Origin of the sequence: Stenotrophomonas sp. LC732, assembly GCF_052446685.1 — a bacterium.
GTDB classification, from domain to species: Bacteria; Pseudomonadota; Gammaproteobacteria; order Xanthomonadales; family Xanthomonadaceae; genus Stenotrophomonas; species Stenotrophomonas muris.
In genome coordinates this window covers 4631562-4657018 of sequence record NZ_CP199214.1, presented here as the reverse complement: position 1 = coordinate 4657018, position 25457 = coordinate 4631562, and the positions used below count along the sequence as shown (strand labels likewise).

Annotated in this window: 25 protein-coding genes; 7 read left to right on the top strand and 18 right to left on the bottom strand. The window is 66.9% G+C overall.

Annotated features, from left to right (window positions below):
- Window positions 1-41: 41 nt before the first annotated feature.
- Window positions 42-467, bottom strand: a complete 426-nt coding sequence (locus ACT6SE_RS21825) for a hypothetical protein (protein ID WP_014035526.1) — start codon at window positions 465-467, stop codon at window positions 42-44.
- Window positions 468-499: 32 nt separating this feature from the next.
- Window positions 500-967: a YiiD C-terminal domain-containing protein gene (locus ACT6SE_RS21820; RefSeq protein ID WP_005407593.1), complete on the bottom strand. Its 468-nt coding sequence runs from the start codon at window positions 965-967 to the stop codon at window positions 500-502.
- Between the two features lie 35 nt (window positions 968-1002).
- Here ACT6SE_RS21820 and ACT6SE_RS21815 point away from each other — a divergent pair, with 35 nt between their 5' ends.
- The 3 genes from ACT6SE_RS21815 (at window position 1003) to ACT6SE_RS21805 (ending at window position 4196) form a co-directional block, all read left to right on the top strand.
- Entirely contained in the window at window positions 1003-1812 is an 810-nt protein-coding gene (locus tag ACT6SE_RS21815; RefSeq protein WP_046427838.1) for a uroporphyrinogen-III synthase, read from the top strand.
- Between the two features lie 104 nt (window positions 1813-1916).
- Window positions 1917-2894: a uroporphyrinogen-III C-methyltransferase gene (locus tag ACT6SE_RS21810; RefSeq protein WP_032959352.1), complete on the top strand. Its 978-nt coding sequence runs from the start codon at window positions 1917-1919 to the stop codon at window positions 2892-2894.
- Between the two features lie 6 nt (window positions 2895-2900).
- Complete coding sequence (locus ACT6SE_RS21805) at window positions 2901-4196, top strand: heme biosynthesis HemY N-terminal domain-containing protein (protein WP_046427835.1); 1296 nt, start codon at window positions 2901-2903, stop codon at window positions 4194-4196.
- Between the two features lie 227 nt (window positions 4197-4423).
- On the opposite strand, the gene ACT6SE_RS21800 is transcribed toward ACT6SE_RS21805, so the two are convergent.
- Entirely contained in the window at window positions 4424-5719 is a 1296-nt protein-coding gene (locus ACT6SE_RS21800) for an acetyl-CoA C-acetyltransferase (RefSeq protein WP_087786464.1), read from the bottom strand.
- A 93-nt stretch (window positions 5720-5812) separates the two neighbouring features.
- Here ACT6SE_RS21800 and ACT6SE_RS21795 point away from each other — a divergent pair, with 93 nt between their 5' ends.
- The gene (locus tag ACT6SE_RS21795; RefSeq protein WP_041862938.1) at window positions 5813-6700 is read left to right on the top strand and encodes a hypothetical protein; all 888 of its coding nucleotides are present in this window, start codon (window positions 5813-5815) and stop codon (window positions 6698-6700) included.
- Between the two features lie 848 nt (window positions 6701-7548).
- Here the strand turns inward: ACT6SE_RS21795 and ACT6SE_RS21790 are convergent.
- From ACT6SE_RS21790 to glnA, 14 genes are all read right to left on the bottom strand, one after another.
- Window positions 7549-8175 carry a superoxide dismutase family protein gene (locus ACT6SE_RS21790; protein WP_049420293.1) on the bottom strand — a complete coding sequence of 209 codons (627 nt, stop codon included), beginning with the start codon at window positions 8173-8175 and terminating at the stop codon, window positions 7549-7551.
- A 32-nt stretch (window positions 8176-8207) separates the two neighbouring features.
- On the bottom strand, window positions 8208-8777 hold the full coding sequence (locus ACT6SE_RS21785) for a superoxide dismutase family protein (RefSeq protein ID WP_032959349.1): 570 nt from the start codon (window positions 8775-8777) through the stop codon (window positions 8208-8210).
- Between the two features lie 93 nt (window positions 8778-8870).
- Entirely contained in the window at window positions 8871-10319 is a 1449-nt protein-coding gene (ntrC, locus tag ACT6SE_RS21780) for a nitrogen regulation protein NR(I) (protein ID WP_046427803.1), read from the bottom strand.
- Window positions 10312-11373 carry a two-component system sensor histidine kinase NtrB gene (locus ACT6SE_RS21775; RefSeq protein ID WP_032959394.1) on the bottom strand — a complete coding sequence of 354 codons (1062 nt, stop codon included), beginning with the start codon at window positions 11371-11373 and terminating at the stop codon, window positions 10312-10314. Before ACT6SE_RS21775 ends, ntrC begins: the two co-directional genes overlap by 8 nt.
- 115 nt (window positions 11374-11488) lie before the next feature.
- Window positions 11489-13534 carry a TonB-dependent receptor gene (locus ACT6SE_RS21770; protein ID WP_046427800.1) on the bottom strand — a complete coding sequence of 682 codons (2046 nt, stop codon included), beginning with the start codon at window positions 13532-13534 and terminating at the stop codon, window positions 11489-11491.
- A 104-nt stretch (window positions 13535-13638) separates the two neighbouring features.
- Window positions 13639-13953, bottom strand: coding sequence for a hypothetical protein (locus ACT6SE_RS21765; RefSeq protein WP_005411860.1), 315 nt, complete (start codon window positions 13951-13953; stop codon window positions 13639-13641).
- Between the two features lie 108 nt (window positions 13954-14061).
- Complete coding sequence (mltA, locus tag ACT6SE_RS21760; protein WP_046427810.1) at window positions 14062-15228, bottom strand: murein transglycosylase A; 1167 nt, start codon at window positions 15226-15228, stop codon at window positions 14062-14064.
- A gap of 67 nt (window positions 15229-15295) precedes the next feature.
- Window positions 15296-16042, bottom strand: coding sequence for an N-acetylmuramoyl-L-alanine amidase (locus tag ACT6SE_RS21755; protein ID WP_041864003.1), 747 nt, complete (start codon window positions 16040-16042; stop codon window positions 15296-15298).
- A gap of 462 nt (window positions 16043-16504) precedes the next feature.
- A complete protein-coding gene (locus tag ACT6SE_RS21750) occupies window positions 16505-16972 on the bottom strand; it encodes a hypothetical protein (RefSeq protein ID WP_134966507.1) in 468 nt (155 codons plus the stop codon).
- Complete coding sequence (locus ACT6SE_RS21745) at window positions 16969-17346, bottom strand: VENN motif pre-toxin domain-containing protein (RefSeq protein ID WP_041862933.1); 378 nt, start codon at window positions 17344-17346, stop codon at window positions 16969-16971. Before ACT6SE_RS21745 ends, ACT6SE_RS21750 begins: the two co-directional genes overlap by 4 nt.
- Window positions 17347-17909: 563 nt before the next feature.
- Entirely contained in the window at window positions 17910-18416 is a 507-nt protein-coding gene (locus ACT6SE_RS21740) for a hypothetical protein (RefSeq protein WP_146257712.1), read from the bottom strand.
- 274 nt (window positions 18417-18690) lie between these two features.
- Entirely contained in the window at window positions 18691-20121 is a 1431-nt protein-coding gene (amt, locus tag ACT6SE_RS21735) for an ammonium transporter (protein WP_014645492.1), read from the bottom strand.
- Window positions 20122-20143: 22 nt separating this feature from the next.
- Entirely contained in the window at window positions 20144-20482 is a 339-nt protein-coding gene (locus ACT6SE_RS21730) for a P-II family nitrogen regulator (RefSeq protein ID WP_004134334.1), read from the bottom strand.
- Window positions 20483-20803: 321 nt separating this feature from the next.
- Window positions 20804-22213 carry a type I glutamate--ammonia ligase gene (gene glnA, locus ACT6SE_RS21725; RefSeq protein WP_014645491.1) on the bottom strand — a complete coding sequence of 470 codons (1410 nt, stop codon included), beginning with the start codon at window positions 22211-22213 and terminating at the stop codon, window positions 20804-20806.
- Window positions 22214-22432: 219 nt separating this feature from the next.
- Between glnA and ACT6SE_RS21720 the strand changes: the two genes are divergently transcribed.
- The 3 genes from ACT6SE_RS21720 (at window position 22433) to ACT6SE_RS21710 (ending at window position 24741) form a co-directional block, all read left to right on the top strand.
- The gene (locus tag ACT6SE_RS21720) at window positions 22433-23227 is read left to right on the top strand and encodes an undecaprenyl-diphosphate phosphatase (protein ID WP_014645490.1); all 795 of its coding nucleotides are present in this window, start codon (window positions 22433-22435) and stop codon (window positions 23225-23227) included.
- Between the two features lie 73 nt (window positions 23228-23300).
- Window positions 23301-24128, top strand: a complete 828-nt coding sequence (locus ACT6SE_RS21715) for an META and DUF4377 domain-containing protein (protein ID WP_049420290.1) — start codon at window positions 23301-23303, stop codon at window positions 24126-24128.
- Between the two features lie 79 nt (window positions 24129-24207).
- Window positions 24208-24741 (top strand): NADPH-dependent FMN reductase, encoded by a 534-nt coding sequence (locus ACT6SE_RS21710; protein ID WP_046427768.1) that lies wholly within the window; start codon window positions 24208-24210, stop codon window positions 24739-24741.
- 101 nt (window positions 24742-24842) lie between these two features.
- Here the strand turns inward: ACT6SE_RS21710 and ACT6SE_RS21705 are convergent, their stop codons facing one another.
- Window positions 24843-25454: a YbhB/YbcL family Raf kinase inhibitor-like protein gene (locus tag ACT6SE_RS21705; protein WP_046427765.1), complete on the bottom strand. Its 612-nt coding sequence runs from the start codon at window positions 25452-25454 to the stop codon at window positions 24843-24845.
- Window positions 25455-25457 lie beyond the last annotated feature (3 nt).

Genomic DNA, 25457 nt, shown 5'->3' with positions numbered 1-25457 from the left:
TTAAGCGGGCGCCGATTGTCGCACAAGCCGGACGCGGCCCGTCACTGCCCCTTCCACAGGTCCGGCAGGCCGGCGGTCTGCCACCAGCGCTTGGCTTCCGGGTCCCAGCGCCAGCGCTCGACCACGACCACCGTGCGCTCGGCCTGGGTGTTCTGGTTGATCACCCCGATTTCGACCCGGCGCTCGACCAGTCCCCCGTCCAGTGAGGCACTGCTGCGCTCGCGGTAGGACGACACGCGCAGCTGCGCGTAACGGTTGAGCTCGAACTCGGTGGGCGGCTTTTCCTTGCGCAGCTTGGGGTCGAGGTAGCCGATGGCATCGTCCATGCTGCCCCAGCGGATGGTCGCCCCGTAGGCGATCTGGGTCTCTTCCAGCAGCTTGCGCTGCTTGCGGCTGAGGTCGTCGGCCGAGGCCACGGCACTGGCCAGCAGCAGGGAACAGATCAGGAACTGGATCAGGCGGCGCATCAGTGGTTTCCCCAGAACGTCAGCCTGCCATCCTACCCTTTGGCGAAGGCAACGAAGCGACCGCTGAATTCGGCGGCGGGCTTGCCATCGGCGCCGGGCTGGGTGGCGATGATGCTGATGCGGGCCTTGCGGCGCTGCCGGAAGGTGTTCAGGAAGGCATCCCAGCCGGTGGCCTCGGCCGCCTCAGCGTGGGCGTGCAGGTCTTCGTAGACCGGGGCCAGGTAGCGCAGGTTGCTGTCGGCCACGTAGACCTCGGCATCGTGGCCGGCCAGGCGCAGGCGCAGGCTGACCAGCGCCCAGCCGGACAGGGTCAGCACCGAGGCCAGGCTGCCGCCGAAGGCGTTGCCCTTGTCGTTGACGTTGGCGGCCAGCGGCGCGGTGATGCGCAGCACGCCATCGGCATAGCCGTCGAGCTGGATCTGCATGGCGCGCACCGCCGGCATGCAGTCCAGCACGTCCTGCAGGGCGGCCAACGAGGAAGTCAGGGCATCAACGGACATCGGAGCAGCGACCACGACAACGAAGGGCCCGCATAATGCAGGCAATGGCCGACCATACGATACCCACTGGCGCCACCCGTTCCGGCGCGCGCTGGACCCTGATCTCGCTGCGCCCGCAGGGCCAGAATGTGGCGCTGCGCCGCGCCGTTGCTGGGCTGGGCGGGCATGTCCTGGCCCTGCCCCCCTGGCGCCTGCAGCGCCTGCATGGCACGCCTGTGGTGCGCCAGCTGCAACGCGCGCTGAACTGCGATCGGGTGGTGTTCACCAGCCCGGCCGCCGTGACCGCGGCCGCCACCCTGCTGCCGCTGGCCGGGGCGCAGCGCAGCCCGTGGCTGACCGTCGGCGAAGGCACCGCGCGCGCATTGCGGGCACACGGCATCACCGAGGTGCATGCGCCGCAGCGGATGGACAGTGAAGGCCTGCTGGCGCTGCCGGTGCTGGCTGACGTACAGGGCCTGCGCATCGGCCTGGTGACCGCGCCCGGCGGGCGTGGCCTGATTGCCGCGCGGCTGCAGGCGGCCGGCGCCACAATCGAACGTGCCGACATCTACCAGCGTCGCCTGCTGCACCTGCCGCCCCGTGCGCTGGCTCGATTGGCGCATTCAGCGCAGCCGTGGATGCTGGCGGTGAGCAGTGGCGAAGCGCTGCAGCATTTCTGGCAGCAGCTTCCGCCGCCCTTGCAGCAGCGTCTGCAGGCGCACGCGACTGCCGTGGTGGCCAGTGATCGCCTCGGCGAACAGGCCCGGGCACTGGGCCTGCAGCATGTCGTGCGCGCGGCAGGCCCCACCAGCGCGCAGCTGGTGGCGGCCGCACACGCCACGCTCACCGTCCCGGCAGCGACCTGAACAGGGACGTGGGTCACGCTTGCCGCTGTCGTCGGCAACAGTGATGCTGTGCACAACGCGGCCTGCCGGCCCCCGACCGGCGACGTTGCCGACAAGGAAGCCCGATGAACGACACTCCGCCCGTTTCCCCGCCCCGTCGACCCGTGCGCTGGCTGCTGCCGCTGGCCGGTGTGGTCGTGCTCGGCGTGGGCGGCTATGCCGGCTGGTATGTCTGGCAACAGCAACAGAACGAACAGGCAGCGCAGGCACAGACCACGGCTGTCCAGCTGAAGGGCCTGGAGGCCACGCTGGATGCGCTGCGTCGTGACCAGCGCGCGACCAGCCAGCGCCTGCAGGACGCGGCCGCCACCAACCGCGTGCTGCGCGACGAGATGCTGGGCCTTTCCCAGCGCAGCGCATTGCTGGAAGAGAACCTGGCCAAGCTGGCCGACAGCGCCAACCAGGGCCGCCAGGCGGTACAGCGCGATGAGGCCGAACTGCTGCTGACCCAGGCCGCGCAGCGCCTGAACTACGCCGACGATGTGGAAGGCGCACGCCGGTTGTACGCCCAGGCCGCGACGGCACTGGCCGAACTGCCCGACAGTGATGGCCTGAACCTGCGTCAGGCGCTGGTGCAGGAGCGCGAGGCACTGGATGCGCTCGGCAGCGGCCCCCGCGTGCAGTCGCTGCAGCGCCTGGATGCTGTGGGCAGGGCACTGCAGGGCCTGCCTTCGCAGATCACCGGCACGACCGGCAGCAGCACCGCCAAACCCTGGTGGCAGGCAGCTCTGGCGCCGTTCGTGGACATCACCCCGAGCCGCCAGAACGGCCCGCTGACCGCCGCCGAACAGCGCAATGCCGACGACGCGCTGCAGCTGGAACTGACATTGGCACGTGCGGCAATCGAGCGCGGCGACCGCGCGGGGCGCAATACCGCATTGGACCGCGTGGAGCACTGGGCACAGCGGCGCTGGCCGGATTCACCAGCCCTGCGCGCGCAACGTGCTGAACTGAAGGCCTTGCGCGAACTGCCGCTGCAGGCCAACGACGCTGTCCTTGGCAGCACCCTGCAACAACTGCGCACCCAGACCGACCGGAGGTAAGCCCGCATGAAACCCCTGCAATCCCTGGTCGTGCTGTTGCTGGCCGTGGCCATCGGCGTGGTCGCTGCGCAATGGCTCGGCGCCGATGACCTGAACCGCTTCGGCGAAGTGACCCTGCGCTACGGCGGCTACGACTACCACAGCAACCTGCCGAAGGTGGCGCTGCTGGCAGTGATCGCGGTGCTGGTGCTATGGCTGCTGTGGAGCCTGATCGCCGCACCGTTCCGCGCCTGGGGCCGCTACCGCCGCAAACAGGGCCGGGTGCGCCTGATCGACGGCCTGCAGGCCTATGAGCACGGCCAGTGGCAGCGTGCCGAGAAACTGCTGGACGGTGCCGCCAAGGACCCGGAAGTGAGCGCGGTGGCGCTGGCCAACGCCGTGCGCAGCGCGCAGGCACGTGCCGACGGCCCGGCTGGCGAGGCGCTGCTGCAGCGCCTGGGCGAAAGTGATGCCACCCTGCAGGCGCTGCTGCGCGCCGAACAGCTGCTGGCGCGCGATCTGCCGGTGGATGCGATCAACGCATTGGACGTAGCGGCGATCCAGCCGCTGCCGCCACGCGGCCTGTGGCTGCGCACCGAGGCACTGGCACAGGCCGGCCGCGCCCACGAGGCGTATGGCCAGCTGGGTGCACTGCGCCAGAGCAAGGTGCTGCCGGCCGAGGCCAATAGTGAACTGGAAGCACGCCTGGCTGCACAGGCGCTGCTGGAAGCGGCCGACGTCAACGCGCTGGCCGCGCAGTGGGAAGCCACGCCGAAGGCACTGCGACCGACTCCGGACGTGGTTGGCGCCTATGCCAGCCGCGCGGTGGCGCTGGACTGGGACGAGCCGGCGCTGCTGGCGCTGGAACAGGCGCTGGACCAGCGCTGGGATGACGAACTGGTGGCGCTGTATGGCCGTCTGCCGGCCGAGCGCCTGGCTACCCGCCAGGCCAACCTCGCACGTTGGCGCAACGTGCATGACGGCTCGGCCGCGTTGCGCCTGGCGCAGGGCCGCGTGGCCCTGGCCCAGCAGCAGTGGGAGGCCGCCGATGCGTTCCTGCACGAGGCCATCGCCGCGGGCGCCGGTGCACCGGCGTGGGAAGCGCTGGGTGAACTGTTCGCCCAGCGTGGCGAACACGCGCTGGCCGCGCAGTGCCTGGCCAATGCGCTGCGCCTGCAGCGCGGCGAGGACAGCGTGGCGCTGGTGCGCGGCGGCGAGACGCCACTGCGTGCCACGGTGGAAGAACAGCCGCTCGCGGTGCAGCCGCCGGTGTATGACGCCAACGAAGAGCGCGACGAATTCGGTAATCCGCGGTTGCCGTGACCGCTGCTGAAGTGGGCCGACCAACGGTCGGCACCCACAGGAGCAAAAAACGCCGCCCACTGGGCGGCGTTTTCATCTGCGGGACCTGGTAGTCGCCAACCCTGGTTGGCGCGTGGCCTCTTCCGAGCGATGCCGTTTCACGGCCGACCAAGGTCGGCATCTACCACAGCAGATCCAGCACGCATTTCTGGTAGTCGCCAACCTTGGTTGGCGCGCGGTCGCAGCGATCAGCGTTCGACGATCGCCACCACGCCCATGCCGCCGGCGGTGCAGATCGACACCAGCGCGCGACCACCGCCGCGTTCGGCCAGCTGCTTGGCGGCGGTGGCGATGACGCGGGCGCCGGTGGCGGCGAACGGATGACCGGTGGCCAGCGACGAACCCAGCAGGTTGATCTTGTCCGGGTCGATGCGGCCCAGCGGTGCGTCCAGCCCCAGGCGGTTGCGGCAGTAATCCTCGCTCTCCCACGCACGCAGGGTGCACAGCACCTGCGCGGCGAAGGCTTCGTGGATCTCGTAGATGTCGAAGTCCTGCAGGGTCAGGCCATTACGCTTGAGCATCTCCGGCACCGCGATGGTCGGCGCCATCAGCAGGCCTTCGCCATGCACGAAGTCCACCGCAGAGACATGCGCGTCGCGCAGGTAGGCCTGCGGCTCATGGCCGTGCGCGCGCGCCCACTCTTCGCTGGCCAGCAGTACCGCAGCGGCACCGTCGGTCAGCGGGGTGGAATTGGCGGCGGTCAGCGTGCCGCGGCCGGAGACCTTGTCGAACGCCGGCTTCAGCGTGGCCAGCTTTTCCAGCGAGGTATCCGGACGCAGGATGTTGTCGCGCTCGACGCCACGGAACGGTGCGATCAGGTCGTTGAAGAAACCGCGCTCATAGGCAGCGGCCAGCTTCTTGTGCGAGGACACCGCCCACTCATCCTGCGAGTCGCGCGAGATGTTCCATTCCTTGGCCATGTCCTCGCAGTGGTCGCCCATGCTCTTGCCGGTGCGCGGCTCGGCCACGCCCGGGAACTCGGGCTTGAGCTCGGAGAACTTGAAGCCGGCGGTGAGCGCGCGGATCTTGTCGCCGGTGCTCTTGGCGCGGTTGGCGGCCAGCAGGCGTGCACGCAGCTTCTTGCCGTAGACGATCGGCACGTCGGACGTGGTGTCAGAACCGCCACCGATGCCCGATTCGATCTGGCCCAGCGCGATCTTGTTGGCCACGGTGATGATGCTGTCCAGCGAAGTGCCGCAGGCGCGCTGCAGGGTGATGCCCGGGGTCAGCGGCGACAGGCCGGACGACAGCGTGGCCTCACGGCCCAGGTTCCAGTCGCTGGAGTGCTTGATCACCGCACCCATCGCCACTTCGCCCAGCTGCTGGCCGTGCAGGCCGAACCGTTCGACCAGCGCGCCCAGCGTACGGACCGACATGCCGAGGTTGCCGACATCCGAATACGCGGTGTTCTGGCGGCAGAACGGAATGCGGACGCCACCGAGGATGGCGACGGGACGAGCGTTGGGCATGGAGATACCTGGCATGGATGAGGGTGTCTGCAACATGGCCTGCACGGCGGAGCAGGCATAATGGAGCCAAGTGTAGCTGCCGCCCTGTGATGGGCCAACCGTGGAACCATGAGCAAACCCGACCCCGCGATGAATGCCCTTGGCGTGCTGGCCCTGGAACTGGCCGGCGGCGAAATCCCCCGCCAGGCGGTGCTCAGCGCTGAACAGGCCGGTGAACTGGCCGAACGCGTCGGCCGTGACCTTTCCAAGCTGGTGCCGCAGGTGGCCGAGCTGGACCTGGTGTTCGCGGCCGCCCATTTCGACCCGGCCGAAGTACTGCGCCCGGGCTGGCCGATCCATCGCCGCCTGGAAGAACTGCAGATGCGTGCCCCGGGCCGCAACCAGGGCCCGCGCCTGCTGGCCTTCGGCACCGATGCCGCAGGCGATGTGCCGCTGCCGTTCCAGGCCGATGCGACCCTGGTGGGGGGCGGCCTGCGCGTGGTGCCGTTCCTGCTGACCGGCAGCGACGTGGCCACCACCAACGCGGTGGCCAATGCGCTGGAAGAAACACTGCTGGCCAACGGCATGGCGCATGCCGACACCGCGTTGATGGCACAGAACAGCTTCGGTGCCCGCATCGAACACGCGCGCTATTTCACCGTGAACGACCTGGCCGCGATGATGTCGATGCAGTACGACAACCAGGGCTTGGCGGCGCTGTGGCCGCTGATCGAGACCGCGATCATGGCGCCGGGCGAAGACGAGTGGCTCAATGCCGCGCCCGAGCCGCTGCTGCGCTATACCCATGGCGAGGCACGCATGGCGCTGTTCGATCCGGCCGGTTGGTGCGCGTACTACAACCACAGCAAGAACGATTGCGACCGCCTGCAGGGCATCTACGAGCAGTTCCTGATGCGCCAGCGGCAGATGGCCGCGGTGCTGGAAGCGCACGGCGTGCCGGTGCTGTTCGTGCACTGCGAGGCCGGCCAGGACGCGCGCGAACTGCTGGCGCGCTGAAGACGGGTAGTGCCGGCCGCTGGCCGGCAACGTCCGGATCTGCGATTGCCGGCCAGCGGCCGGCACTACCGATAATGAAGAACGCCGGCTTGCGCCGGTGTTTCCCGTTTCCAGCAGAAGTGGCGCAGTGCTGTTCGTGCACTGCGAGGCCGGGCAGGACGCGCGCGAGCTGCTGGCGCGCTGAAGACGGGTAGTGCCGGCCGCTGGCCGGCAACGTCCGGATCTGCGATTGCCGGCCAGCGGCCGGCACTACCGATAAAGAAGAACGCCGGCTTGCGCCGGTGTTTCCCGTTTTCAGCAGAAGTGGCGCAGTGCTGTTCGTGCACTGCGAGGCCGGGCAGGACGCGCGCGAGCTGCTGGCGCGCTGAAGACGGGGAGTGCCGGCCGCTGGCCGGCAACGTCCGGATCTGCGATTGCCGGCCAGCGGCCGGCACTACCGATAATGAAGAACGCCGGCTTGCGCCGGCGTTTTCCGTTTCCAGCAGAAATGGCCGCGGTGCTGTTCGTGCACTGCGAGGCCGGGCAGGACGCGCGCGAGCTGCTGGCGCGCTGAAGACGGGTAGTGCCGGCCGCTGGCCGGCAACGTCCGGATCTGCGATTGCCGGCCAGCGGCCGGCACTACCGATAAAGAAGAACGCCGGCTTGCGCCGGTGTTTCCCGTTTTCAGCAGAAGTGGCGCAGTGCTGTTCGTGCACTGCGAGGCCGGGCAGGACGCGCGCGAGCTGCTGGCGCGCTGAAGACGGGGAGTGCCGGCCGCTGGCCGGCAACGTCCGGATCTGCGATTGCCGGCCAGCGGCCGGCACTACCGATAATGAAAAACGCCGGCTTGCGCCGGCGTTCCTTGATTCTTACGGGGCCTTCTGGATCACCGCACACGCCAGGCGTGCGCCGGCGTTGCCGGTCGGCTGGGTCTTGTAGTCGTCCGCATCGGCGTGGACGATCAGGCCGCGGCCGATGATGTCGAAGTCATCACCCTTGCCGATGTTGACATTGCTCGACACCGGGCCGTCGATGGTGGCCACGCCCTTGTCGTCGGCCTTGATGTTGGGCATGTCGCCGCCGTGGTGCGGATCGGTGGCGACGTTGCCGTGATCCTGCTTGCCCGGGTTGAAGTGGCCGCCGGCGCTCATGCCGTCCGGGGCGCTGCAGTCGCCCTTCTCGTGGATGTGGAAGCCGTGCTCGCTGCCCGGCTTCAGGCCGGTGATCTGGCCGGTCACGTGGACCTTGCCGTCGACCACCTTGAAGGTGACGCTGCCCTTGGTTTCGTTGCCCTGGGTCGGTGCCAGTTCGGCGGTGGCCGAGGCATCGGCAGCCGGTGCAGCCGCCGGGGCTGGCGTTGCGGCCGGTTCGGTGGTGGCGCCCTCGGCCGGGGCGGCCGGCGGGGTTTCCGTCTGCGGAGCGGCCGGCTGCTGGCCGCAGGCCGCCAGGCCCAGCGCGGCGATGGCCGCAAACAGCGAAGTGTGGATCAGACGCATTGGAATCTCTCCCTGGATGTTGCCTGCAGTGATCAGCGGACGACCCGGATCACGCCACAGGCGATGCGGACGCCGGCATTGCCGGCGGGCTGGCTGCGATAGTCGTCGGCGTTGGCATGCACGACCAGTGCACGTCCGGCGATATCGGTGGCGGCGCCTCCGCCAAGGGTAACGCCCTTGAGGTGGATATCGACGTTGGCGCGCCCCTGGGCATCGGCACGCAGGTTGTCCATGTCGCCCAGGTGGTGCTTGCCGGTGCCGGCGCGGCCATGCGCGGCGCCACCGGGATTGAAGTGGTTGCCGGCGCTGCTGGCATCCACCGCGCTGCAGTCGCCACGCTCGTGGATGTGGAAACCGGCCTGCTGCAACGGCTGCAGGCCACCGATCAGGCCGGTGATGTGGATACCGCCGGGCTCCACCATCAGTGCGATGCGGCCACTGACGATGCTGGCCGAGGCCGGCGACAGATTGGCCTCGCCCTGCTTCGCTGCGCTGACCACGGTGGGCGGCGGCGGGGTGGGCTCGGCCTTCTTCGGCGCGCTGCCACAGGCAGACAGCAGCACGGCGGCGGACAACGGCAGGATGGCAAAGGACAGACGCATCGAAGACTCCTTGCAGGTGACACTAAGCATTGCATCGTCCATGAACGATCAACGGTTCGGCAAGCGGGCGCGAGGATCGCGTGCAGGGACCGTTCAATGGCCCCCGCGGCGGCGCCCGGCGCCCAGCTTGCGGGTAAGGGTATTGCGGCCGAGGCCGAGGCGGGCAGCGGCTTCGGCGCGGCGACCGTGGGTGATCTGCAGCGCTGCCTCCAGCAGGGCATGGTCGACCCGCTCGCGCACCTGCGCGTGCAGCCCTTCCACGCCCTCGGCCAGCTGACGGCGCGCCCATTCGGCCAGCAGCGCTTCCCATTGGCCCGGATCGGCTGCGCTGCCGCTGTTGCGGCGGCCGCGCGCGCGGTTCAGCGCGGTATCGACATCGGCCACGCCGATGGTGTCGGCGGCGGCCAGCGCGGCCATCCGCCAGCACACGTTCTCCAGTTCGCGCACGTTGCCCGGCCAGTCGTGTTCGCGCAGCGCCTGCAGAGCCGCGGCGGTGAGGCGCTTCGGCGGCGTATCCAGCCTGCGTGCGGCGGCGGCCAGGAACGTGCTGGCCAGTTGCGCGATGTCCTCGCGGCGCTCGCGCAGCGGCGGCAACTGCAGGCGCACCACGTCCAGGCGATGCAGCAGATCGGCGCGGAACTTGCCCTGCGCGACCAGGCCTTCCAGATCCTGGTGGGTGGCGGCCACCACGCGCACATCGACGCGGATCAGCTCGCGGCCACCGACGCGGAAGAACTCACCCTGCGCCAGCACACGCAGCAAGCGGGTCTGCAGCGGCAACGGCATGTCGCCGATCTCATCCAGGAACAGCGTGCCGCCGTTGGCCTGCTCGAAGCGGCCGACATGACGGCGCTGCGCACCGGTGAAGGCGCCAGCTTCGTGGCCGAACAGCTCGCTCTCCAGCAGTTCGGCCGGGATCGCGGCGGTATTGAGCGCGACGAACGGGCCCTGCGCACGCGGCGATTCGCGGTGCAGCGCATTGGCCACCAGCTCCTTGCCGGTGCCGGTCTCGCCGGTGATCAGCACCGCCAGCGGTGCCTGCGCCAGGCGACCGATGGCGCGGAACAGCGCACGCATCGGGGGGGTATCGCCCACCAGTTGCGGCGGCTGGTCGCCGGGCGTTTCGGCGGCGGGGCTGGGGGCGGCCAGCGCGGGCGCCACGGCCGGCAGCACACGCTGCGCCAGCGCCACGGCATCGTCCAGGTCGAACGGCTTGGACAGGAATTCATGCGCGCCCCCGCGGAACGCACCGGCGGTGCTGGCGACATCGGTATAGGCCGACATCACCACCACCGGCAGCTGCGGCAACGCGGCCTTGAGTTTGTCCAGCAGTACCAGGCCATCGTCGCCGGGCATGCGCACATCGGTGAACAGCAGCGCTGGTGGCTGGCCCGCGCTCAACGCCTGCAGGGCGGGAGCGGCACTGTCGAAATCGACGACCTGGTACCCCGCCTCGCGCAGCGCGGTGCACAGTACGAAGCGCACCGCACGATCATCGTCGACCACCCAGATGCGCTGTGCGGTGGTGGGGGACTCAGACATCGCGCGGGGCCTCCTCGGCAGGAGCGGCGCCGTTGCCGATCGGCAACAGCAGGGTGAACACGGTATGGCCCGGACGCGAGCGGTAGGTGAGCGTGCCGCGATGCTCGCGCGCGACCTGCTGGGCCAGTGCCAGGCCCAGCCCGGTGCCTTCGGCACGGCCACTGACCAGCGGCAGGAACAGGTGTTCGGCCAGCTCCTCGGGCACGCCACGGCCGTCGTCGGCGATTTCCAGGCGCAAGGCCAACGTGTGCAACTGCTCGGCGATGCGCACCCCATGCTCCACGCGGGTGCGCAGGGTGATGCTGCCGGCACCGGCCTGGATCGCGTTGCGCACCAGGTTCCACACCGCCTGGGTGAGGCGGTCGGCGTCGCCGTGGAATTCGGGAATGCTGGGGTCGTAGTCGCGCTGCAGGCGTACCGCCCAGCCGGCCTCGTTCTCGGCCAGGCGCAGCACACGTTCCAGCGCGGCATGGATGTTCAGTTCCGCATGCGGCGCGGCCGGGGCCGGCGACAGCAGCTGGTCGAGAAGGCCGTTGAGGCGCTCGATCTCCGAGCCGATCAGTTCGATCAGCTCACGTTCGCTGGCGTCGCGCTGCGCCGCGCGGCGGGCCAGCAGCTGGGCCGCGCCCTTCAGCCCGGCCAGCGGGTTGCGCAGCTCGTGGGCCAGGCCCTTCAGCGCCGCGCTGAGCGCGCTGGGCAGCGCCTGGGTTGGGTCCAGCCCGGGGAATTCATCGACCGGATGCGCCTCCAGCAGCCAGCCACCATCGTCGCGGCGGCTCATCCAGCCCTCGGCGAAGCGCGGCGCCTCGCCGGGCACCGCCAGCGCCAGCCGGTTCAGGCGCAGGCTGTCGCGCTCATCGCGGGCCAGGAAATGGGCAAGTGCCTCGCCCTGCACTTCCAGTGCCGCCAGTGGCCGACCCAGCAGGCGCCGGACGCTGACGCCCAGCCAGCGGGCGAAGGCCGGATTGCAGCCGGCAATGCAGCCATCGGCCCCGGCCCAGGCCAGCGGCGTGCCCAGGGCATCGAGGGACGGCGGGGGAGCGGGGTCGGACATTGCACCAATGTAGTGCAAAACGCGGGGTTCGGGGTCAGAGCCCTTTCCTGGCGGAAAGGGATCTGACCCCTGCTGCAGGTCGAGCAAGCTCGACCATTGCCAGATGCGTGGCCGGCTACAGCTTCATGTTGAGGCCGACGAATACGCTGCGGCCCGGCGCCGGCGAGAACATCGGGCGGGCGCTGTCCCAGAAGAAGCTGTCGTACCAGGCGTAGGCGTACTGGCGGCCGGTGACGTTCTTCAGTTGCAGGTCCACGCTGAAACGCGGGGTGAGCTGATAGGCAGCACTGAGGTCGAGCACGGCGAAGCCACCGAACTTGCCGGCCACGTTGCGCTCCTCAAGGTAGTAGTCGCCCTGCGCGCGTGCCTGCAGGCCGAGGCGCAGCGCGTCGCTGGCGCGGTAGTCCACACCCAGATTGCTGATGTGGCGCGGGGTGGCGGCCACTTCGCGGCCGTGCAGGGAAATGCCGGCATCGCGGTCGTCGCGGGTGATCTTCGCTTCCTGGTAGGCGTGCGACGCCCATACCGTCCAGTCATCGCCCAGCTGCAGGCTCAACTGCGCATCCACGCCGCGCCGGCGGGTCTTGCCCAGGGTGACCGTGGTGCCGGTGGCAGGCATGTTGGATACCTCGTTTTCCGCGTCCTGCTGCCACACCGCCAGGCGCGCCTGGGCGCCCTGGAACGGCTGGAACTTCAGGCCCAGCTCCATGCCCGTATTGGTGGACGGCTGCATCGGCGCCTGCCCCGGGGTGAGGTAGGCCGGTGCGGTGGACCCGGTCAGCACCTGGAAGGTGCGGCCCCAGTTGGCGTAGACGTGGGTGGTCTGACCCAGGCTGTGGATGATGCTCAGCTTGGGCTGGCCGATGCTGCCGTAATCCTGCAGCCGGGCGGTGATGCCGTTCATCAGGTGCGTGCTGCCACTGAAGCGATCGATACGATAGGCCGGCACGATCTTCCACGCCTCGGCGGGCTGGTAGATGGCCTGCACGTAGGCGCCCCAGTTGTCGAAGCTGTGGCGGTCGTCGTTCTGCACGCGCGCCGGCGGCTGGCTGTAATCGGTCGGTTCGGCGTAGGCATAGCGCTCGCGGATATAGCCGTTGTCCTGCTGCTCGTAGTTCAGGCCGCCCTCGACAGTAAGCGTGGAGCTGGCCTGCCAGGTCAGCGTGCTGAGCAGGCCAGTCTGGCGTTCATCCCACACGCGGCGCTGGCGCGGCAGGTTGCCGGTGGGCAGGTCGCTGAAGGTCACGCGGCGGTCGTCTTCATAGCGGTTGTAGTAGAGCCGCGTGCCGAAGGTGAGTGCGTCGGACAGCTTCAGGTCGACGTGCGCGGCGATCTGCCGCATGTCGCGGTCATCGCCATCGTTGCCGTTGCGCAGCTCGCTGCCACGGCGGTGCGTGCGCAGTTCCTCGGCGGTCATGAAGCCCGGTTCGTCGGCCTCATGGTGGTAGGCGCGCGCGGTCAGGCCCACGCGCAGCCCTTCGTCCAGCGTGCCGAAGAACCACTTGCCGCCCAGCGAGTACTTCCTGGAGGTGTCGTGGTCGCGATAACCATCGCTGGCCTGGGTGCCGACAAAGTAGTTCTGCGCGAAGCCATTGGCTTCGCGGCCAATCGCCAGCTGCGCATCACGGGTGTTGTAGCTGCCGTAGGCCAGGCGCGCATCGGTGTAGCTGCCGCCCTGGCGCGTACCGAAGTTCACGTTGCCGCCGATGTTGTGCAGGCCATAGCGCGGGTCGTTGGTACCACGCACTACTTCGATGTAGCTGATGTCCAGCGGGAACAGCATGTCGATGAAGCGCTGGTTGCCGCTGTTGACGTTGCTGGGGATGCCATCGATCAGCGTCTTGATGGCATTGAGGTAACCCTCGCCGTTGAAGGCGCGGAAGCTGACCTTGCCCGATTCGGCGCCCTGCCGGGTTTCGGTGAGCTGGATGCCGGGCATCTGCCCGAGCAGTTCCCAGCTGTGCGAGACGTTGCGGTTTTCGATCTGGTCCGCGCCGAGCACGTCCACCGAGGTCAGCACCTGGTGCGCACTGAGCTGGCCTTCGCCGTGCTGGTGCACCTGCACCTTGCCGAGGGTGAGCGCGGCATCGGCGGACTGTGCGAGAGCTTCAGGGGCGAACGGTGCGGCCGCCAGGGCGGCCACAAGGGTGGAGGTCTTCATGGGAAGGAGGCAGTTGCGGTGAAATGTAATCGTATAACATTTCACATGCCCGCTTTTGCAGCGTCGAGCAAGGCTCGGCGCTACAAGGGCGGGAGCCGGGGGGATTACACCGGGTAGCCGGTGGCTTCCCGTGCCTTCTTCCAGGCGGCTTCGAATTCACGCGCGGAGATTTCGTCGTCCTCGTCGAAATCCAGGAACGACACCGGCTGGTCGGCCAGCAGGAAACGGTCATCGCTGTGGGCGTGCTCGTCGGCCCAGACCATCTTGGTGCCGTAGATTTCCACCTGCCGCACGATCTTGTCGCCGCGCGCTTCCATCAGCACGTTGCCCTTGCCCAGGCCCGATTCGGCCCAATGCTTGTAGTACTTCTTTGCGGCGGATTTCGCGCCGGGTTTTGCGTTGTGCTTTGCGTAGGTCATTGCAGGGGTCCTGGCCGCAGGCGCGGCCGGAAAGTTCGGAATGGCGCCATTATCAGGCATCCGGGGCCAGAGCCCTTTCCTTTGGAAAGGGATCCGCCCCCTGCTGGTTCAGTTCGGCAGGGGCACGCCCTTCGGCCACAGCATCCAGATGTTGCCCTTCTGCTTCATGTCGCCGGCCAGCTTGCCGGCGGCATCGCCACTGCCCCAGTACAGGTCGGCGCGCACCTCGCCGGCGATGGCGCCGCCGGTGTCCTGCGCAGCCACCGGGCGTACCACGGGCGTGCCATCGGGGCGCGTGGTCGACAGCCACAGCAGGCTGCCCAGCGGCACCACGGTACGGTCTACCGCCACGCTGTAGCCCGCGGTGAGCGGCACGTTCAGTGAACCACGCGGGCCTTCCGGGCTGTCCGGATTGCGCACGAAGAACACATAGCTGGGGTTGCTGCGCAGCAGTTCCGGCACGCGCGTGGGATTGGCCCGGGCCCAGGCGCGGATCGCATCCATGGTGACGTCTTCCTTCTTCAGCTGGCCCTGGTCCACCAGCCAGCGACCGATCGCGCGGTAGGGGTGGCCGTTCTGTTCCGCATAGGCCAGCCGTACCTGCTTGCCATCGGCCAGGCGCACGCGGCCGGACCCCTGGATCTGCAGCAACTGCAGGTCCATCGGATCGGTCAGCCAGGCCAGCACCGGCGCCTTGGCGCCCTTGGCCGCGATGGTGCCGGCGTCGTCATAGGGCTTGAGCACCTTGCCTTCGACGCGCCCGCGCAGGCGCTTGCCCTTCAGTTCCGGGTAGAGGCTGTCCAGCTGCACCACCACCAGATCATCCGGCGTGCCGTAGACCGGCACCGTCGCCTTGTCGGTGCGGGTCAGGCTGCCGGGGTAGATCGGCTCGTAGTAGCCGGTGATCAATCCGTCGGCCTGATGACCACCGGCGCGCAGCGCATAGGCATCGAGGTCGCGCTGCAGGAACTGGCGGATCGCGGCCGGGTTCTTGTCTGACACCGCTGCGGCGGTGGCGCAGGGCTTGGCCCAGACAGCGTCGTTTTTCAGGCGGGCGCAGCTGCTGCGCCAGGCCACGAAGCCGGCCTGCAGATCGCTGTCCGAGACCGCTGGCAGGGCTTTCCAGTCGACCTTGGCGTAGGTGGCCGCCGGCGGCGAGGTCGGCGTGGGCGCTTCGGAGCCCGTGCGGGGAGCGGTGGTGGCGCAACCGGCGAGCACGGCCGCCGCCAGCAGGGTCCAGTGCTTGCGCTTGAAGAAGGTGGCGGAATCGATCATGCCGCCATGGTGGCGGGCCGGCCGCTGGGCGGCAACCCAGCGCGGGGCCAAGCGTTCATGCGCGGAGTCACGGCGTCTGCAGCAGCAGCGAGTGCAGGATGCGGGCGTCCTCGGCATCCAGCGTCTTCGGCAGGTCGTCGCGGCCACGGAAACGGCGGTGGAAGGCGGCGACGGTGGCTTCGCGGTTGTCCAGCGGATAGCCGAAGCGGGCCAGGGCATTCCACGCGTCGAAACCTTCCGGTGCCGCGCCGTCGGCCGCGCGCGGCCACACGCCGAAACCGGCCTCGGCCAACTGCTGCCATGGGAAGAAGCGGCTCGGATCCTGCTTGCGCGTCGGCGCCAGGTCGGCATGGCCGATCACCTGGCGCGGCGGGATGTTCAGGCGCGTGGTGAGATCGCGCAGCAGCACGATCAGCGATTCGATCTGTGCCGCACTGAACGGACTGCGGCCATCGTTGTCGAGCTCGATACCGATCGAAGCCGAATTGAGATCGGTGATGGTGCCCCAGCGCCCGGCGCCGGCGTGCCAGGCACGGCGCTCATCAGCCACCAGCTGGTAACGATGGCCATCGGCGCCGATCAGGTAGTGCGCACTGACCGGCCCACCGCTGTTGGCCGTGCGCAACGTATGCAGGCTCTGCTGCACCGATTTCTGCTCGGTGTGGTGGATGACGATGATGACCGGGGTGCGCGCGTTCTGGTTGGGTGATGGGAGCCAGGTGGCGAGCGGGTTGTGCTGCACAGGCGCGGTGGCGGTGCAGGCCGAAAGGGCCAGGGCCAGCAGTGTGGAAGCCAGAAGGCGGGGGCTGATCATGGACGAATTGTAACCATGACTGCAGCCGTGGTTCTTCGCTTCGTCCGGATCGCTGGAGAACTGGGGAGCTGTCATGCAAAAAACTCAATAACGCCCCCACCTCATGCCCAAATCTCAAACTCCAATTCGAATAGCCAAACGCCCAAGTTCCTCATCACCTACCTTCAATCCTCGAAACGGACCCAGCCATGCCGCCGAATCCATTCCAACACCGTGGACACGTGAACCCAGGAACAACCGTCATAACAACTTAAACAAAATGATTCATCAACGGCCCCTCAGATCCCGCCAGTGGCCGATCTGGTCAATCCCTCCGCGCCCGCATTGCGAAGAAATCTACCTTGGCGCGTCACCACTGCTTCGACCGGTGACATACAGACTGGCAACACCGTCAAGCCGAGCAACTTCATCGAGGCGGCCGTTTAACCCCAACTTCCATTGAACAAGCAACCGCCCAGAACCCTATGCCCTCACCTTCCTAACCGACTCCACCCACTCAGCCCAGACAGAGGAATCATCAAGACAACCGGAATCACCTAGAGGCGACATAAGGCGAACAACAACTTCGAACAGCGGAAGATCCTCACCAGATCGGTCAAAAATCGACTCAAGGAATACCATCATTACCGAGAACGCATCCAGCAACGCCAAGTACTCGCCCGACGAATTAATTTGTGCGCTACAAAATTCAGAATTAAGAGCACTCCCCACGGTGACAACCTCTGCAAATGCATCACACCAGTCATCCCACATTGCCGGATCGTTGGGCAAGCCATTCGCCCATAGAAATGACCCTCCCGAAGATAACAGATCAACAAGAGTGTCCTGCCCCTCCCCCCTCTCCATATACTTCTGAAGGAACACGCACATCAATACATATGCAGCCTGAACGGAAATTCTTCCAGCATCTTTCACATCACTAGCACTCATTTCGTGACCTTCTTTTGCTCCGACAGCCCGCCCGCCAGTGCGCCAACTGCCTGCGACAACGCCAGCACCATCTCTTTCTGCTCCGGGCTCAGCTTGGAGGGGTCTCCGCCGGTCAATGTATTAGTCAGTACCTTCGCGGCCAACTCGCCGCCGGCCGCGGACACGGCTCCGGTTCCCGCACTGCCACCATCGGCTTCCGCCAGCAGCGCACCCAACACCGTATGCGACAGCAGTTGCAGAGTCGCATTGGGGTCGCTGCCGTGGTTCGGGTCAAGCGTGCTGCCGATGAAGTGAGCGGCATAGGGCGCCAGTGCATTGGACGCGGCCTGGCCAGCGCCCTGTCCCGCCACACCGCCCACCAGCGCCGTCGTCACTGCGTTCAGTGCACGGTTGTACTCATCGATGCCCCCTACTTCCCCGCGCCGCTGTATGCCTGGCTATTTGCCGCCGCCACCTTGCTGCGCACAGGCACCCGATTCCATCGCCCTCAGTCACAAGGCCGTGTTGACCTTCATCATTCGTCCAATCCGCGGCCAGATCAACATGTAGAAGGCACCCACGGCCAACCCGATGAAAAGCATGATGCCAGCGCGCCTGGGAGCCCACCCAAACCAAAAGGAAGGACTGGTCCAGACCTTTATCCAAGCGCCAGGAGAGAAGGCACCCTCGAACGCGAGCCACGCCAACAAGGCACAGATTGGTGCAGCTACAACATAACGAGCTTTGAACCGCGGAAGAAACTTGTCCACAAGCATAACCCCGGGCACACCGAAGATGAGGCCCGACACAGCGGCTATGGCGCAAACCAGCGATGTGAAAATTGCAGCCTGCGAAAAGCTGCCTATCCGAGAACTCAGCGGAATGCCTATGAATAGAGCCGCTCCAAGCACGGAGCTGGCAATCACAGACACAATCTTTGCCCCCAACTCACGCTCACTCACTGGCAGATCTCCACCATCTTTCCATCAGAGCCCCGGTAGCTCATGCATTTCTGCCTTGAGGGAAAAGTACTCCAAGGCCACCGCAACTTGCCAACTTCGCCACCAGTATCGCGCGTATTGGAACTCCACACTTGGCCCACCAATTCGAGTTGAACATTGGACGCGAACCCGTACCCCAGCCTCTGGTTGAGACTGAGAATCCACCGAATCCATCCGGAAGCACCTGTCGGATCACAAAGCCCGGATCCAATGCATGTGCTCCAGGCACCGTGATGTTGATCAGACTGCTGGTGCTCGGATCGACGATCGATGCTGGAAAGCCCCAGCTCCGGAGGCAGGCCGTAGGAGAGTCGCCACAGACCGGAGGAAAGGCAGCGACAGGTGAGCTCCACAGCGAAGCTCCAGTGTTCTCGATCTCCTGCGCCGGCCACACTACGCACCAGCGCATGCGGACTGTAGTCGTCCAGGGTCAGCAGGTAGACATACCATTCGATGTCTTCCATCACTGCTGCGGAAGTCGCCTGGATCACGCCTACTCCGTTCTGTAGTCCATCGAGGTCGTTGGAGGCGTGTACACGCCCACCTGCAGACAGCCATTGGAGCAGGAACGGTAGAGCCACGCCATGCGTGGATGGGCTACCCGCTGTGCCGACCAACGGTCGGCACCCACCAGAGCAGACCCAGACCCCGTGCCAAGCAAGCTTGGCACCTACCAGAACAAGGACAGTGGAAGTGCCGACCAACGGTCGGCGCCCACCACGTCAGTGCGCCGCCACGTCAGGCCTCGTAGGCGGACTCGCCGTGCGAAGTCACATCCAGGCCGGTGCGTTCGGCCTCTTCGGTCACCCGCAGGCCGACCACGACCTTGACCACCAGCAGGATGACCGCGGTCATCACCGCCGACCACACCACGGTCAGGCCGACGCTGACCACCTGCACCCAGACCTGATGGGCGATATCCAGATCGGCCTTTGTGCCGCCCAGCGACTGCGCACTGAACACGCCGGTGAGGATCGCGCCGACGATGCCGCCGACACCATGCACACCGAACACGTCGGCGGTGTCGTCCACCTTCAGCAGGCGCTTCAGGCCGGTCACGCCCCACACGCAGACCACGCCGGCGACAAAACCGATCACGATCGCGCCAAGCGGCCCGACGGTGCCACAGGCCGGGGTGATGCCGACCAGACCGGCCACCGCACCCGACGCAGCGCCCAGCGCCGACGGCTTGCCCTTGCCGATCGCCTCCACCAGGGTCCAGCCAAGCACGGCAGCGGCGGTGGCCAGCACGGTGTTGAGGAAGGCCAGCGAGGCCACGGTGTCGGCCGCTGCTGCCGAGCCGGCGTTGAAGCCGAACCAGCCCACCCACAGCAGCATCGCGCCGATGTAGGTAAACGGCACATTGTGCGGCTTCAGCGCGGTCTGGCCATAGCCCAGGCGCTTGCCGACGAACCACGCGCCGACCAGGCCGGCGACGCCCGCGTTGATGTGGACCACGGTACCGCCGGCGAAGTCGATGGCACCCAGCTCACCCAGGTAGCCGCCACCCCAGACGATATGTGCCATCGGGATGTAGCTGAGGGTGAACCACAGCGCCGAGAACAGCAGCACCGCGCGGAACTTGATGCGCTCGGCGAAGGCACCGACGATCAGCGCGGTGGTGATGCCGGCAAAGGTCGACTGGAACGCGACGAACAGATAGTCCGGCAGGCCCTTGATCGGCGTGTTGCCCACCGACTCCGGGGTGAAGCCCTTGAGGAAGGCGAATTCGGTGAACGAGCCGAAGAACGGATTGCCGGCGCTGAACACCGCGCTGTAGCCATAGGCCACCCACAGCAGCAGCACCAGCGAGAACACCACCAGGATCTGGCTGAGCACCGACAGCACATTCTTCGAACGCACCAGGCCGCCGTAGAACAGGGCCAGGCCCGGTACCACCATCAACAGCACCAGCAGGGTCGAGGTGAGCATCCAGGCGACGTCGCCACGATCATAGGCGGCGGCCGCTTCGGCCACGGCCGGCGCCGCGGCGGTGGCGGCCGCATCGTGCAGCGGCTCGACCGCCACGCTTTCGCTCGGCAACGGCGATACCTGGGCCTGGGCATGGGCGCTGCCCGGCCAGGCACCGGCGGCCAGTGCGCTGAGCAGCATCAACAGGCACACCAGATGGAACCGGGCTTGCCACCCGGTGAGAAGGCGCATCTTCATGGGGGGAATCTCCGGAAGGGGGTTACAGCGCGTCGGCACCGATTTCGCCGGTGCGGATGCGGATGACCTGTTCGACGGCGGTGACGAAAATCTTGCCGTCACCGATCTTGCCGGTGCCTGCCGACGACTGGATCGCTTCGATCACCGCGTCGGCACGCTCGTCGGTGACCACCGTTTCGATCTTGATCTTGGGCAGGAAATCGACGACGTACTCGGCGCCGCGATACAGCTCGGTGTGGCCCTTCTGGCGACCGAAACCTTTCACTTCGGTCACGGTGATGCCCGACACGCCTGCATCGGACAGGGCCTCGCGGACCTCGTCGAGCTTGAACGGTCGGATGATGGCGGAGATCAGTTTCATGCGCATGTCCCGAGGGTGGATGGGGCCAGCGCGCCAGCGCGCGTTGGCATCAGGCAACCACGGGTCATCAGGATGATGACCGTGGCTGTTGCACCGGACACGTACAGGGCCGGGACGGCCGTGCCTCTCTCCTTGCACGACCGACGCGGGAGGGAGGGCGGCCCTGGTCGCGTATCCGGTCTCTCTCTTGCCCCTGGATAGGGATCAGCGCCCATTCGTAAACGAACGGGATCCGACCCCGATCTGACCGCGGCTCCCCAGCCGCGAAAACGGAAGCGATGGCGGCGGGTGGGAGGGGGAACCCACCGCCATCGCATCCGGTCAGCTGGCGTAGTACAGCTGGTATTCCAGCGGGTGGGTGGCCGCGCGGAACTTGGTCACTTCCTGCATCTTCAGCGCGATGTAGCCGTCGATGAAGTCATCGCTCATCACGCCGCCGGCCTTCAGGAACTCGCGGTCCTTGTCCAGCGCTTCCAGCGCCTGGTCCAGCGAGGAGCAGACCTGCGGGATCAGCTTCTCTTCCTCCGGCGGCAGGTCGTACAGGTCCTTGTCGCTCGGTGCACCCGGGTCGATCTGGTTCTTGATGCCGTCCAGGCCGGCCATCATCAGTGCGGTGAAGGTCAGGTAGCCGGACTGGATCGGGTCCGGGAAGCGCATTTCGATGCGGCGCGCCTTCGGGTTGGACACCCACGGAATGCGGCACGAGGCCGAACGGTTGCGGGCCGAGTAGGCCAGCATCACCGGCGCCTCGAAGCCCGGCACCAGGCGCTTGTAGCTGTTGGTGCCCGAGTTGGCGAAGGCATTGATGGCCTTGGCGTGCTTGAAGATGCCGCCGATGTACCACAGCGCCAGCTGGCTCAGGCCACCGTAGCCGTCACCGGAGAACAGGTTGGTGCCGCCCTTGGACAGCGACTGGTGCACGTGCATGCCGCTGCCGTTGTCGCCCACGATCGGCTTGGGCATGAAGGTGACGGTCTTGCCGTTGCGGTGCGCGACGTTCTTGATCACGTACTTCATGCGCAGCAGTTCATCGGCCTTCTGCACCAGGGTGCTGAACTTGGTGCCAATCTCGCACTGGCCGGCGGTGGCCACTTCGTGGTGCTGCACTTCCACTTCGATGCCGACCTGTTCCAGGGTCTTGCACATCTCGGCGCGCAGGTCGTGCAGGGTGTCGGTCGGCGGCACGGGGAAGTAGCCGCCCTTCACGCCCGGACGGTAGCCGCTGTTGGCGCCGTCGTACTTGGCGCCGCTGTTCCAGGCGGCTTCTTCGGAATCGACCTTGAAGAAGGTGTTGCCCATTTCATTGGCGAAACGGACCGAGTCGAAGATGAAGAACTCCGGCTCCGGGCCGAAGAACGCGGTTTCGGCGATGCCGGAGGACTTCAGGTAGGCCTCGGCGCGCTTGGCGATGCCGCGCGGGCAGCGGCCGTACGGCTGCATGGTGGCCGGATCGAGGATGTCGCAGCTGATCACGATGGTCGGATCTGCGTAGAACGGGTCGACGTAGGCGCTGGTGGTGTCGGGCAGCAGGACCATGTCCGATTCGTTGATGCCCTTCCAGCCGGCGATCGAGCTGCCGTCGAACATCTTGCCTTCTTCGAACAGCGACGGTTCGACAATGCTGACCGGGAAGGTGACGTGCTGCTCGACGCCACGCATATCCACGAAACGCAGATCGACGAACTCGATCTGGTTGTCCTTGATCAGCTTCTCAACGTTTTCCACGGACATCGGTACGACCTCGGATGGGGATGAATGCCTGCTGAGGTACAGCAACGACCGTGCCAACTTTTCGCTGGCCGCAAGTCATTGATTTCAAAAAGGGCGCTCCGTGGCGGTGCAGGACGGTGCGCACCAAACGGGTGCACCTGCCACCAGACGCACCCGTTTGGTGCGGCAGGGATCGTCTATCCTCTCGACCTTCCTTCCGCCGCGCGTCACGCACCGTCCATGTCCGACCTGCTCTCCGCCCTGCTGCTGGGCATCCTCGAAGGCTTGACCGAATTCCTGCCGATCTCCAGCACCGGCCACCTGCTCATCGCCCAGCACTGGCTGGGTGCCCGCTCGGACTTCTTCAACATCGTCATCCAGGCCGGCGCGATCGTGGCCGTGGTGCTGGTGTTCCGCCAGCGCCTGCTGCAGCTGGCCACCGGCTTCAACCAGCGCGAGAACCGTGAGTACGTGTTCAAGCTGGGCGCCGCCTTCCTGGTCACCGCCGTGGTCGGCCTGGTGGTGCGCAAGGCCGGCTGGTCGCTGCCGGAGACGGTCAGCCCGGTGGCCTGGGCATTGATCATCGGTGGTGTCTGGATGCTGCTGGTGGAGGCCTACACCGCGCGCCTGCCCGACCGCGACCAGGTGACCTGGACGGTGGCGATCGGCGTGGGCCTGGCACAGGTCGTGGCCGGCGTGTTCCCCGGCACCTCGCGCTCGGCCTCGGCGATCTTCCTGGCCATGCTGCTGGGCCTGAGCCGCCGCGCCGCCGCCGCCGAGTTCGTGTTCCTGGTCGGCATTCCCACCATGTTCGCCGCCAGCGCCTACACCTTCCTGGAAATGGCCAAGGCCGGGCAGCTGGGCAGCGAGGACTGGGCCGACGTGGGCGTGGCCTTCCTTGCCGCGGCCATCACCGGCTTCGTCGTAGTGAAGTGGCTGATGGGCTACATCAAGTCGCACAGGTTCACCGCCTTCGCGATCTACCGCATCGCACTGGGCGCGGCGCTGCTGCTGTGGTTGCCCTCCGGCAGCTGAACAGCGCCGGGGTACGGTAACCCCGTTGCCGGCCCCACCCCGTTTCCCCCACGGTTCCCCAAGGAGAATCACCATGAACCGCAAGCTCACGCTGCTCCTCCCGCTGGCCCTGATGGCCGCCTGCAGCCAGACCCCGGCCCCGGCCGGCACCGGCGGCGACGACGTGGCCCCGGCCGCGGCCAAGGCAGCAGACCAGCAGACGCTGGCGCACCTGGATGCGCAGCGCCTGCAGAGCCAGCACTGGCTGCTGCAGCAGGCCACCGGCGCCGACGGCAAGCGCATCGACGCGCTGTTCGCCCGCGAAGACAAGCCGGTCACCCTGGACTTCGCAGATGGCCGACTGTCGGTCAGCAACACCTGCAACCGCATGGGCGGCGGCTACACCCTGGCCGACGGCAAGCTGACGGTCAGCGCGATGGCCTCGACCATGATGGCCTGCACCGACAAGGCGCTGATGGCGCTGGACGAAGCCGTGTCGAGCCGCCTGCAGGGCGAGCTGAAGGCCGAGCAGGATGCCGATGGCAAGCTGACGCTGACCAACGCCAAGGGCGACGTGCTGGTGTTCAACCCGGAGCCGACCGCTGAAACCCGCTACGGCGGCGCCGGCGAAACCGTGTTCCTGGAAGTGGCCGCCAAGACGCAGAAGTGCTCGCACCCGCTGATCCCGGACTACCAGTGCCTGCAGGTGCGCGAAGTGAAGTTCGACGACAAGGGCCTGAAGCAGGGTGAGCCGGGCAAGTTCGAGAACTTCTACGGCACCATCGAGGGCTACACCCACGAAGACGGCGTGCGCAACGTGGTGCGCGTGAAGCGCTACGAAGTGAAGAACCCGCCGGCCGATGCGCCATCGCAGGCGTACGTGCTGGACATGGTGGTCGAGTCGGCCATCGAGAAGAAGTAAATAAACAGAAGGGCGGCCACGAGGTCGCCCTTCTACGTTCTGTAGCGTCGACGCAGCCCCACGTGCCAGCCTTGCCACGATGAAGATTCTCGCCATATCCGGCAGCGCGCGCCGGCAGTCGACCAACACCGCTCTGCTGGTGGCCCTGAAAACCATCGCGCCGCCCGGCATGGAGATCGAGGTCTACGCCGGGGTCGGCGAACTTCCGGTGTTCTCCCCCGATCTGGAAGGCACCGATGAACCCTGCAGCGTGACGCGCTTCAAGGCGGCCATCGCCCGCAGCGACGGTGTGCTGGTGTGCAGCCCTGAATACGTGCGTGGCATTCCCGGCGGATTGAAGAATGCGATCGACTGGCTCGTATCCGGCGACCAGATCGTCGGTCGGCCCATTGCGTTAGTGCATGCGTCCCATCGTGGCGAGGACATGCTGCAGGCACTTCGCGCGGTGCTGTCCACGGTCAGTGCCGCGTTCAGTACAACGCTGTTCCTGCGTGTACCGGTGCTGGGCCTGGAACCGGAGGAGATCTTCGAGGTGCTTCAGTCGGAAGTGCATCGCGCCGAAGCGGATGCGTTCCTGGCAGGGTTTGCTGTTTACTGCAGGTCCATTGCGTAGCAGAAGCAGCCGAGCATGGGCTCGGCTCTACAAGGCAAAGTCGAGCATGGCTCGACTCTGCAGAAAGCAAAACCGGGCATGCCCCGGCCCTACAAGGGCTCTCAGCCCAGCGCCGGGTTCAAGGTGTAGGTGCCGTGCAGTGCCGCTTCGGCGAGCACGTGGCCGTGCATGGCGCGGTAGGCGTCGGCGGCGGTGAAGCGTGCAGGCAGCTGCAGCGATGCCACGTCCAGCGCGAACACGCGGAAGAAGTAGTGGTGCAGGCGTTCGTCGTTGAACGGCGGGTACGGGCCGTCATAGCCCAGGTAGTCACCGGCCATGTCCGGATTGTCTGCGAACCAGCCGGTGAAGTCGTTCAGGCCCTGGCGGCTGCCGGCCGGGCCGGCCGGTTCGGACTTGCCCTTCACCACGAAGCCGTCGCTGCAGCTGCCTGCGGCGATCTCGCGCACCGAGGCCGGAATGTCGGCCATTACCCAATGCACGAAATCACAGCGCGGCTGGTCGCGCGGCACGCTCATGTCGGTGCGGCCGACCGTCTCCGGCACGGTCGGCACGTCCGGATCGACACACACCAGCAGGAACGAACGGGTGCCCTCCGGCACATCGCTCCAGGCCAGGTGCGGATTGCGGTCCGGTGCGAAGCCCGCGGCATCGCCGGCGGCGAATTCGCGGTCGATCGGTGCACCGTTGGTCAGGCTGTGGCTGCTCAGTTGCATCGG

Coding starts and splice junctions, on each gene's coding strand:
- ACT6SE_RS21825 (WP_014035526.1), bottom strand. CDS start 467: ATGCGCCGCCTGATCCAGTTCCTGATCTGTTCCCTGCTGCTGGCCAGT.
- ACT6SE_RS21820 (WP_005407593.1), bottom strand. CDS start 967: ATGTCCGTTGATGCCCTGACTTCCTCGTTGGCCGCCCTGCAGGACGTG.
- ACT6SE_RS21815 (WP_046427838.1), top strand. CDS start 1,003: ATGCAGGCAATGGCCGACCATACGATACCCACTGGCGCCACCCGTTCC.
- ACT6SE_RS21810 (WP_032959352.1), top strand. CDS start 1,917: ATGAACGACACTCCGCCCGTTTCCCCGCCCCGTCGACCCGTGCGCTGG.
- ACT6SE_RS21805 (WP_046427835.1), top strand. CDS start 2,901: ATGAAACCCCTGCAATCCCTGGTCGTGCTGTTGCTGGCCGTGGCCATC.
- ACT6SE_RS21800 (WP_087786464.1), bottom strand. CDS start 5,719: ATGCCAGGTATCTCCATGCCCAACGCTCGTCCCGTCGCCATCCTCGGT.
- ACT6SE_RS21795 (WP_041862938.1), top strand. CDS start 5,813: ATGAGCAAACCCGACCCCGCGATGAATGCCCTTGGCGTGCTGGCCCTG.
- ACT6SE_RS21790 (WP_049420293.1), bottom strand. CDS start 8,175: ATGCGTCTGATCCACACTTCGCTGTTTGCGGCCATCGCCGCGCTGGGC.
- ACT6SE_RS21785 (WP_032959349.1), bottom strand. CDS start 8,777: ATGCGTCTGTCCTTTGCCATCCTGCCGTTGTCCGCCGCCGTGCTGCTG.
- ntrC (WP_046427803.1), bottom strand. CDS start 10,319: ATGTCTGAGTCCCCCACCACCGCACAGCGCATCTGGGTGGTCGACGAT.
- ACT6SE_RS21775 (WP_032959394.1), bottom strand. CDS start 11,373: ATGTCCGACCCCGCTCCCCCGCCGTCCCTCGATGCCCTGGGCACGCCG.
- ACT6SE_RS21770 (WP_046427800.1), bottom strand. CDS start 13,534: ATGAAGACCTCCACCCTTGTGGCCGCCCTGGCGGCCGCACCGTTCGCC.
- ACT6SE_RS21765 (WP_005411860.1), bottom strand. CDS start 13,953: ATGACCTACGCAAAGCACAACGCAAAACCCGGCGCGAAATCCGCCGCA.
- mltA (WP_046427810.1), bottom strand. CDS start 15,228: ATGATCGATTCCGCCACCTTCTTCAAGCGCAAGCACTGGACCCTGCTG.
- ACT6SE_RS21755 (WP_041864003.1), bottom strand. CDS start 16,042: ATGATCAGCCCCCGCCTTCTGGCTTCCACACTGCTGGCCCTGGCCCTT.
- ACT6SE_RS21750 (WP_134966507.1), bottom strand. CDS start 16,972: ATGAGTGCTAGTGATGTGAAAGATGCTGGAAGAATTTCCGTTCAGGCT.
- ACT6SE_RS21740 (WP_146257712.1), bottom strand. CDS start 18,416: ATGGAAGACATCGAATGGTATGTCTACCTGCTGACCCTGGACGACTAC.
- amt (WP_014645492.1), bottom strand. CDS start 20,121: ATGAAGATGCGCCTTCTCACCGGGTGGCAAGCCCGGTTCCATCTGGTG.
- ACT6SE_RS21730 (WP_004134334.1), bottom strand. CDS start 20,482: ATGAAACTGATCTCCGCCATCATCCGACCGTTCAAGCTCGACGAGGTC.
- glnA (WP_014645491.1), bottom strand. CDS start 22,213: ATGTCCGTGGAAAACGTTGAGAAGCTGATCAAGGACAACCAGATCGAG.
- ACT6SE_RS21720 (WP_014645490.1), top strand. CDS start 22,433: ATGTCCGACCTGCTCTCCGCCCTGCTGCTGGGCATCCTCGAAGGCTTG.
- ACT6SE_RS21715 (WP_049420290.1), top strand. CDS start 23,301: ATGAACCGCAAGCTCACGCTGCTCCTCCCGCTGGCCCTGATGGCCGCC.
- ACT6SE_RS21710 (WP_046427768.1), top strand. CDS start 24,208: ATGAAGATTCTCGCCATATCCGGCAGCGCGCGCCGGCAGTCGACCAAC.
- ACT6SE_RS21705 (WP_046427765.1), bottom strand. CDS start 25,454: ATGCAACTGAGCAGCCACAGCCTGACCAACGGTGCACCGATCGACCGC.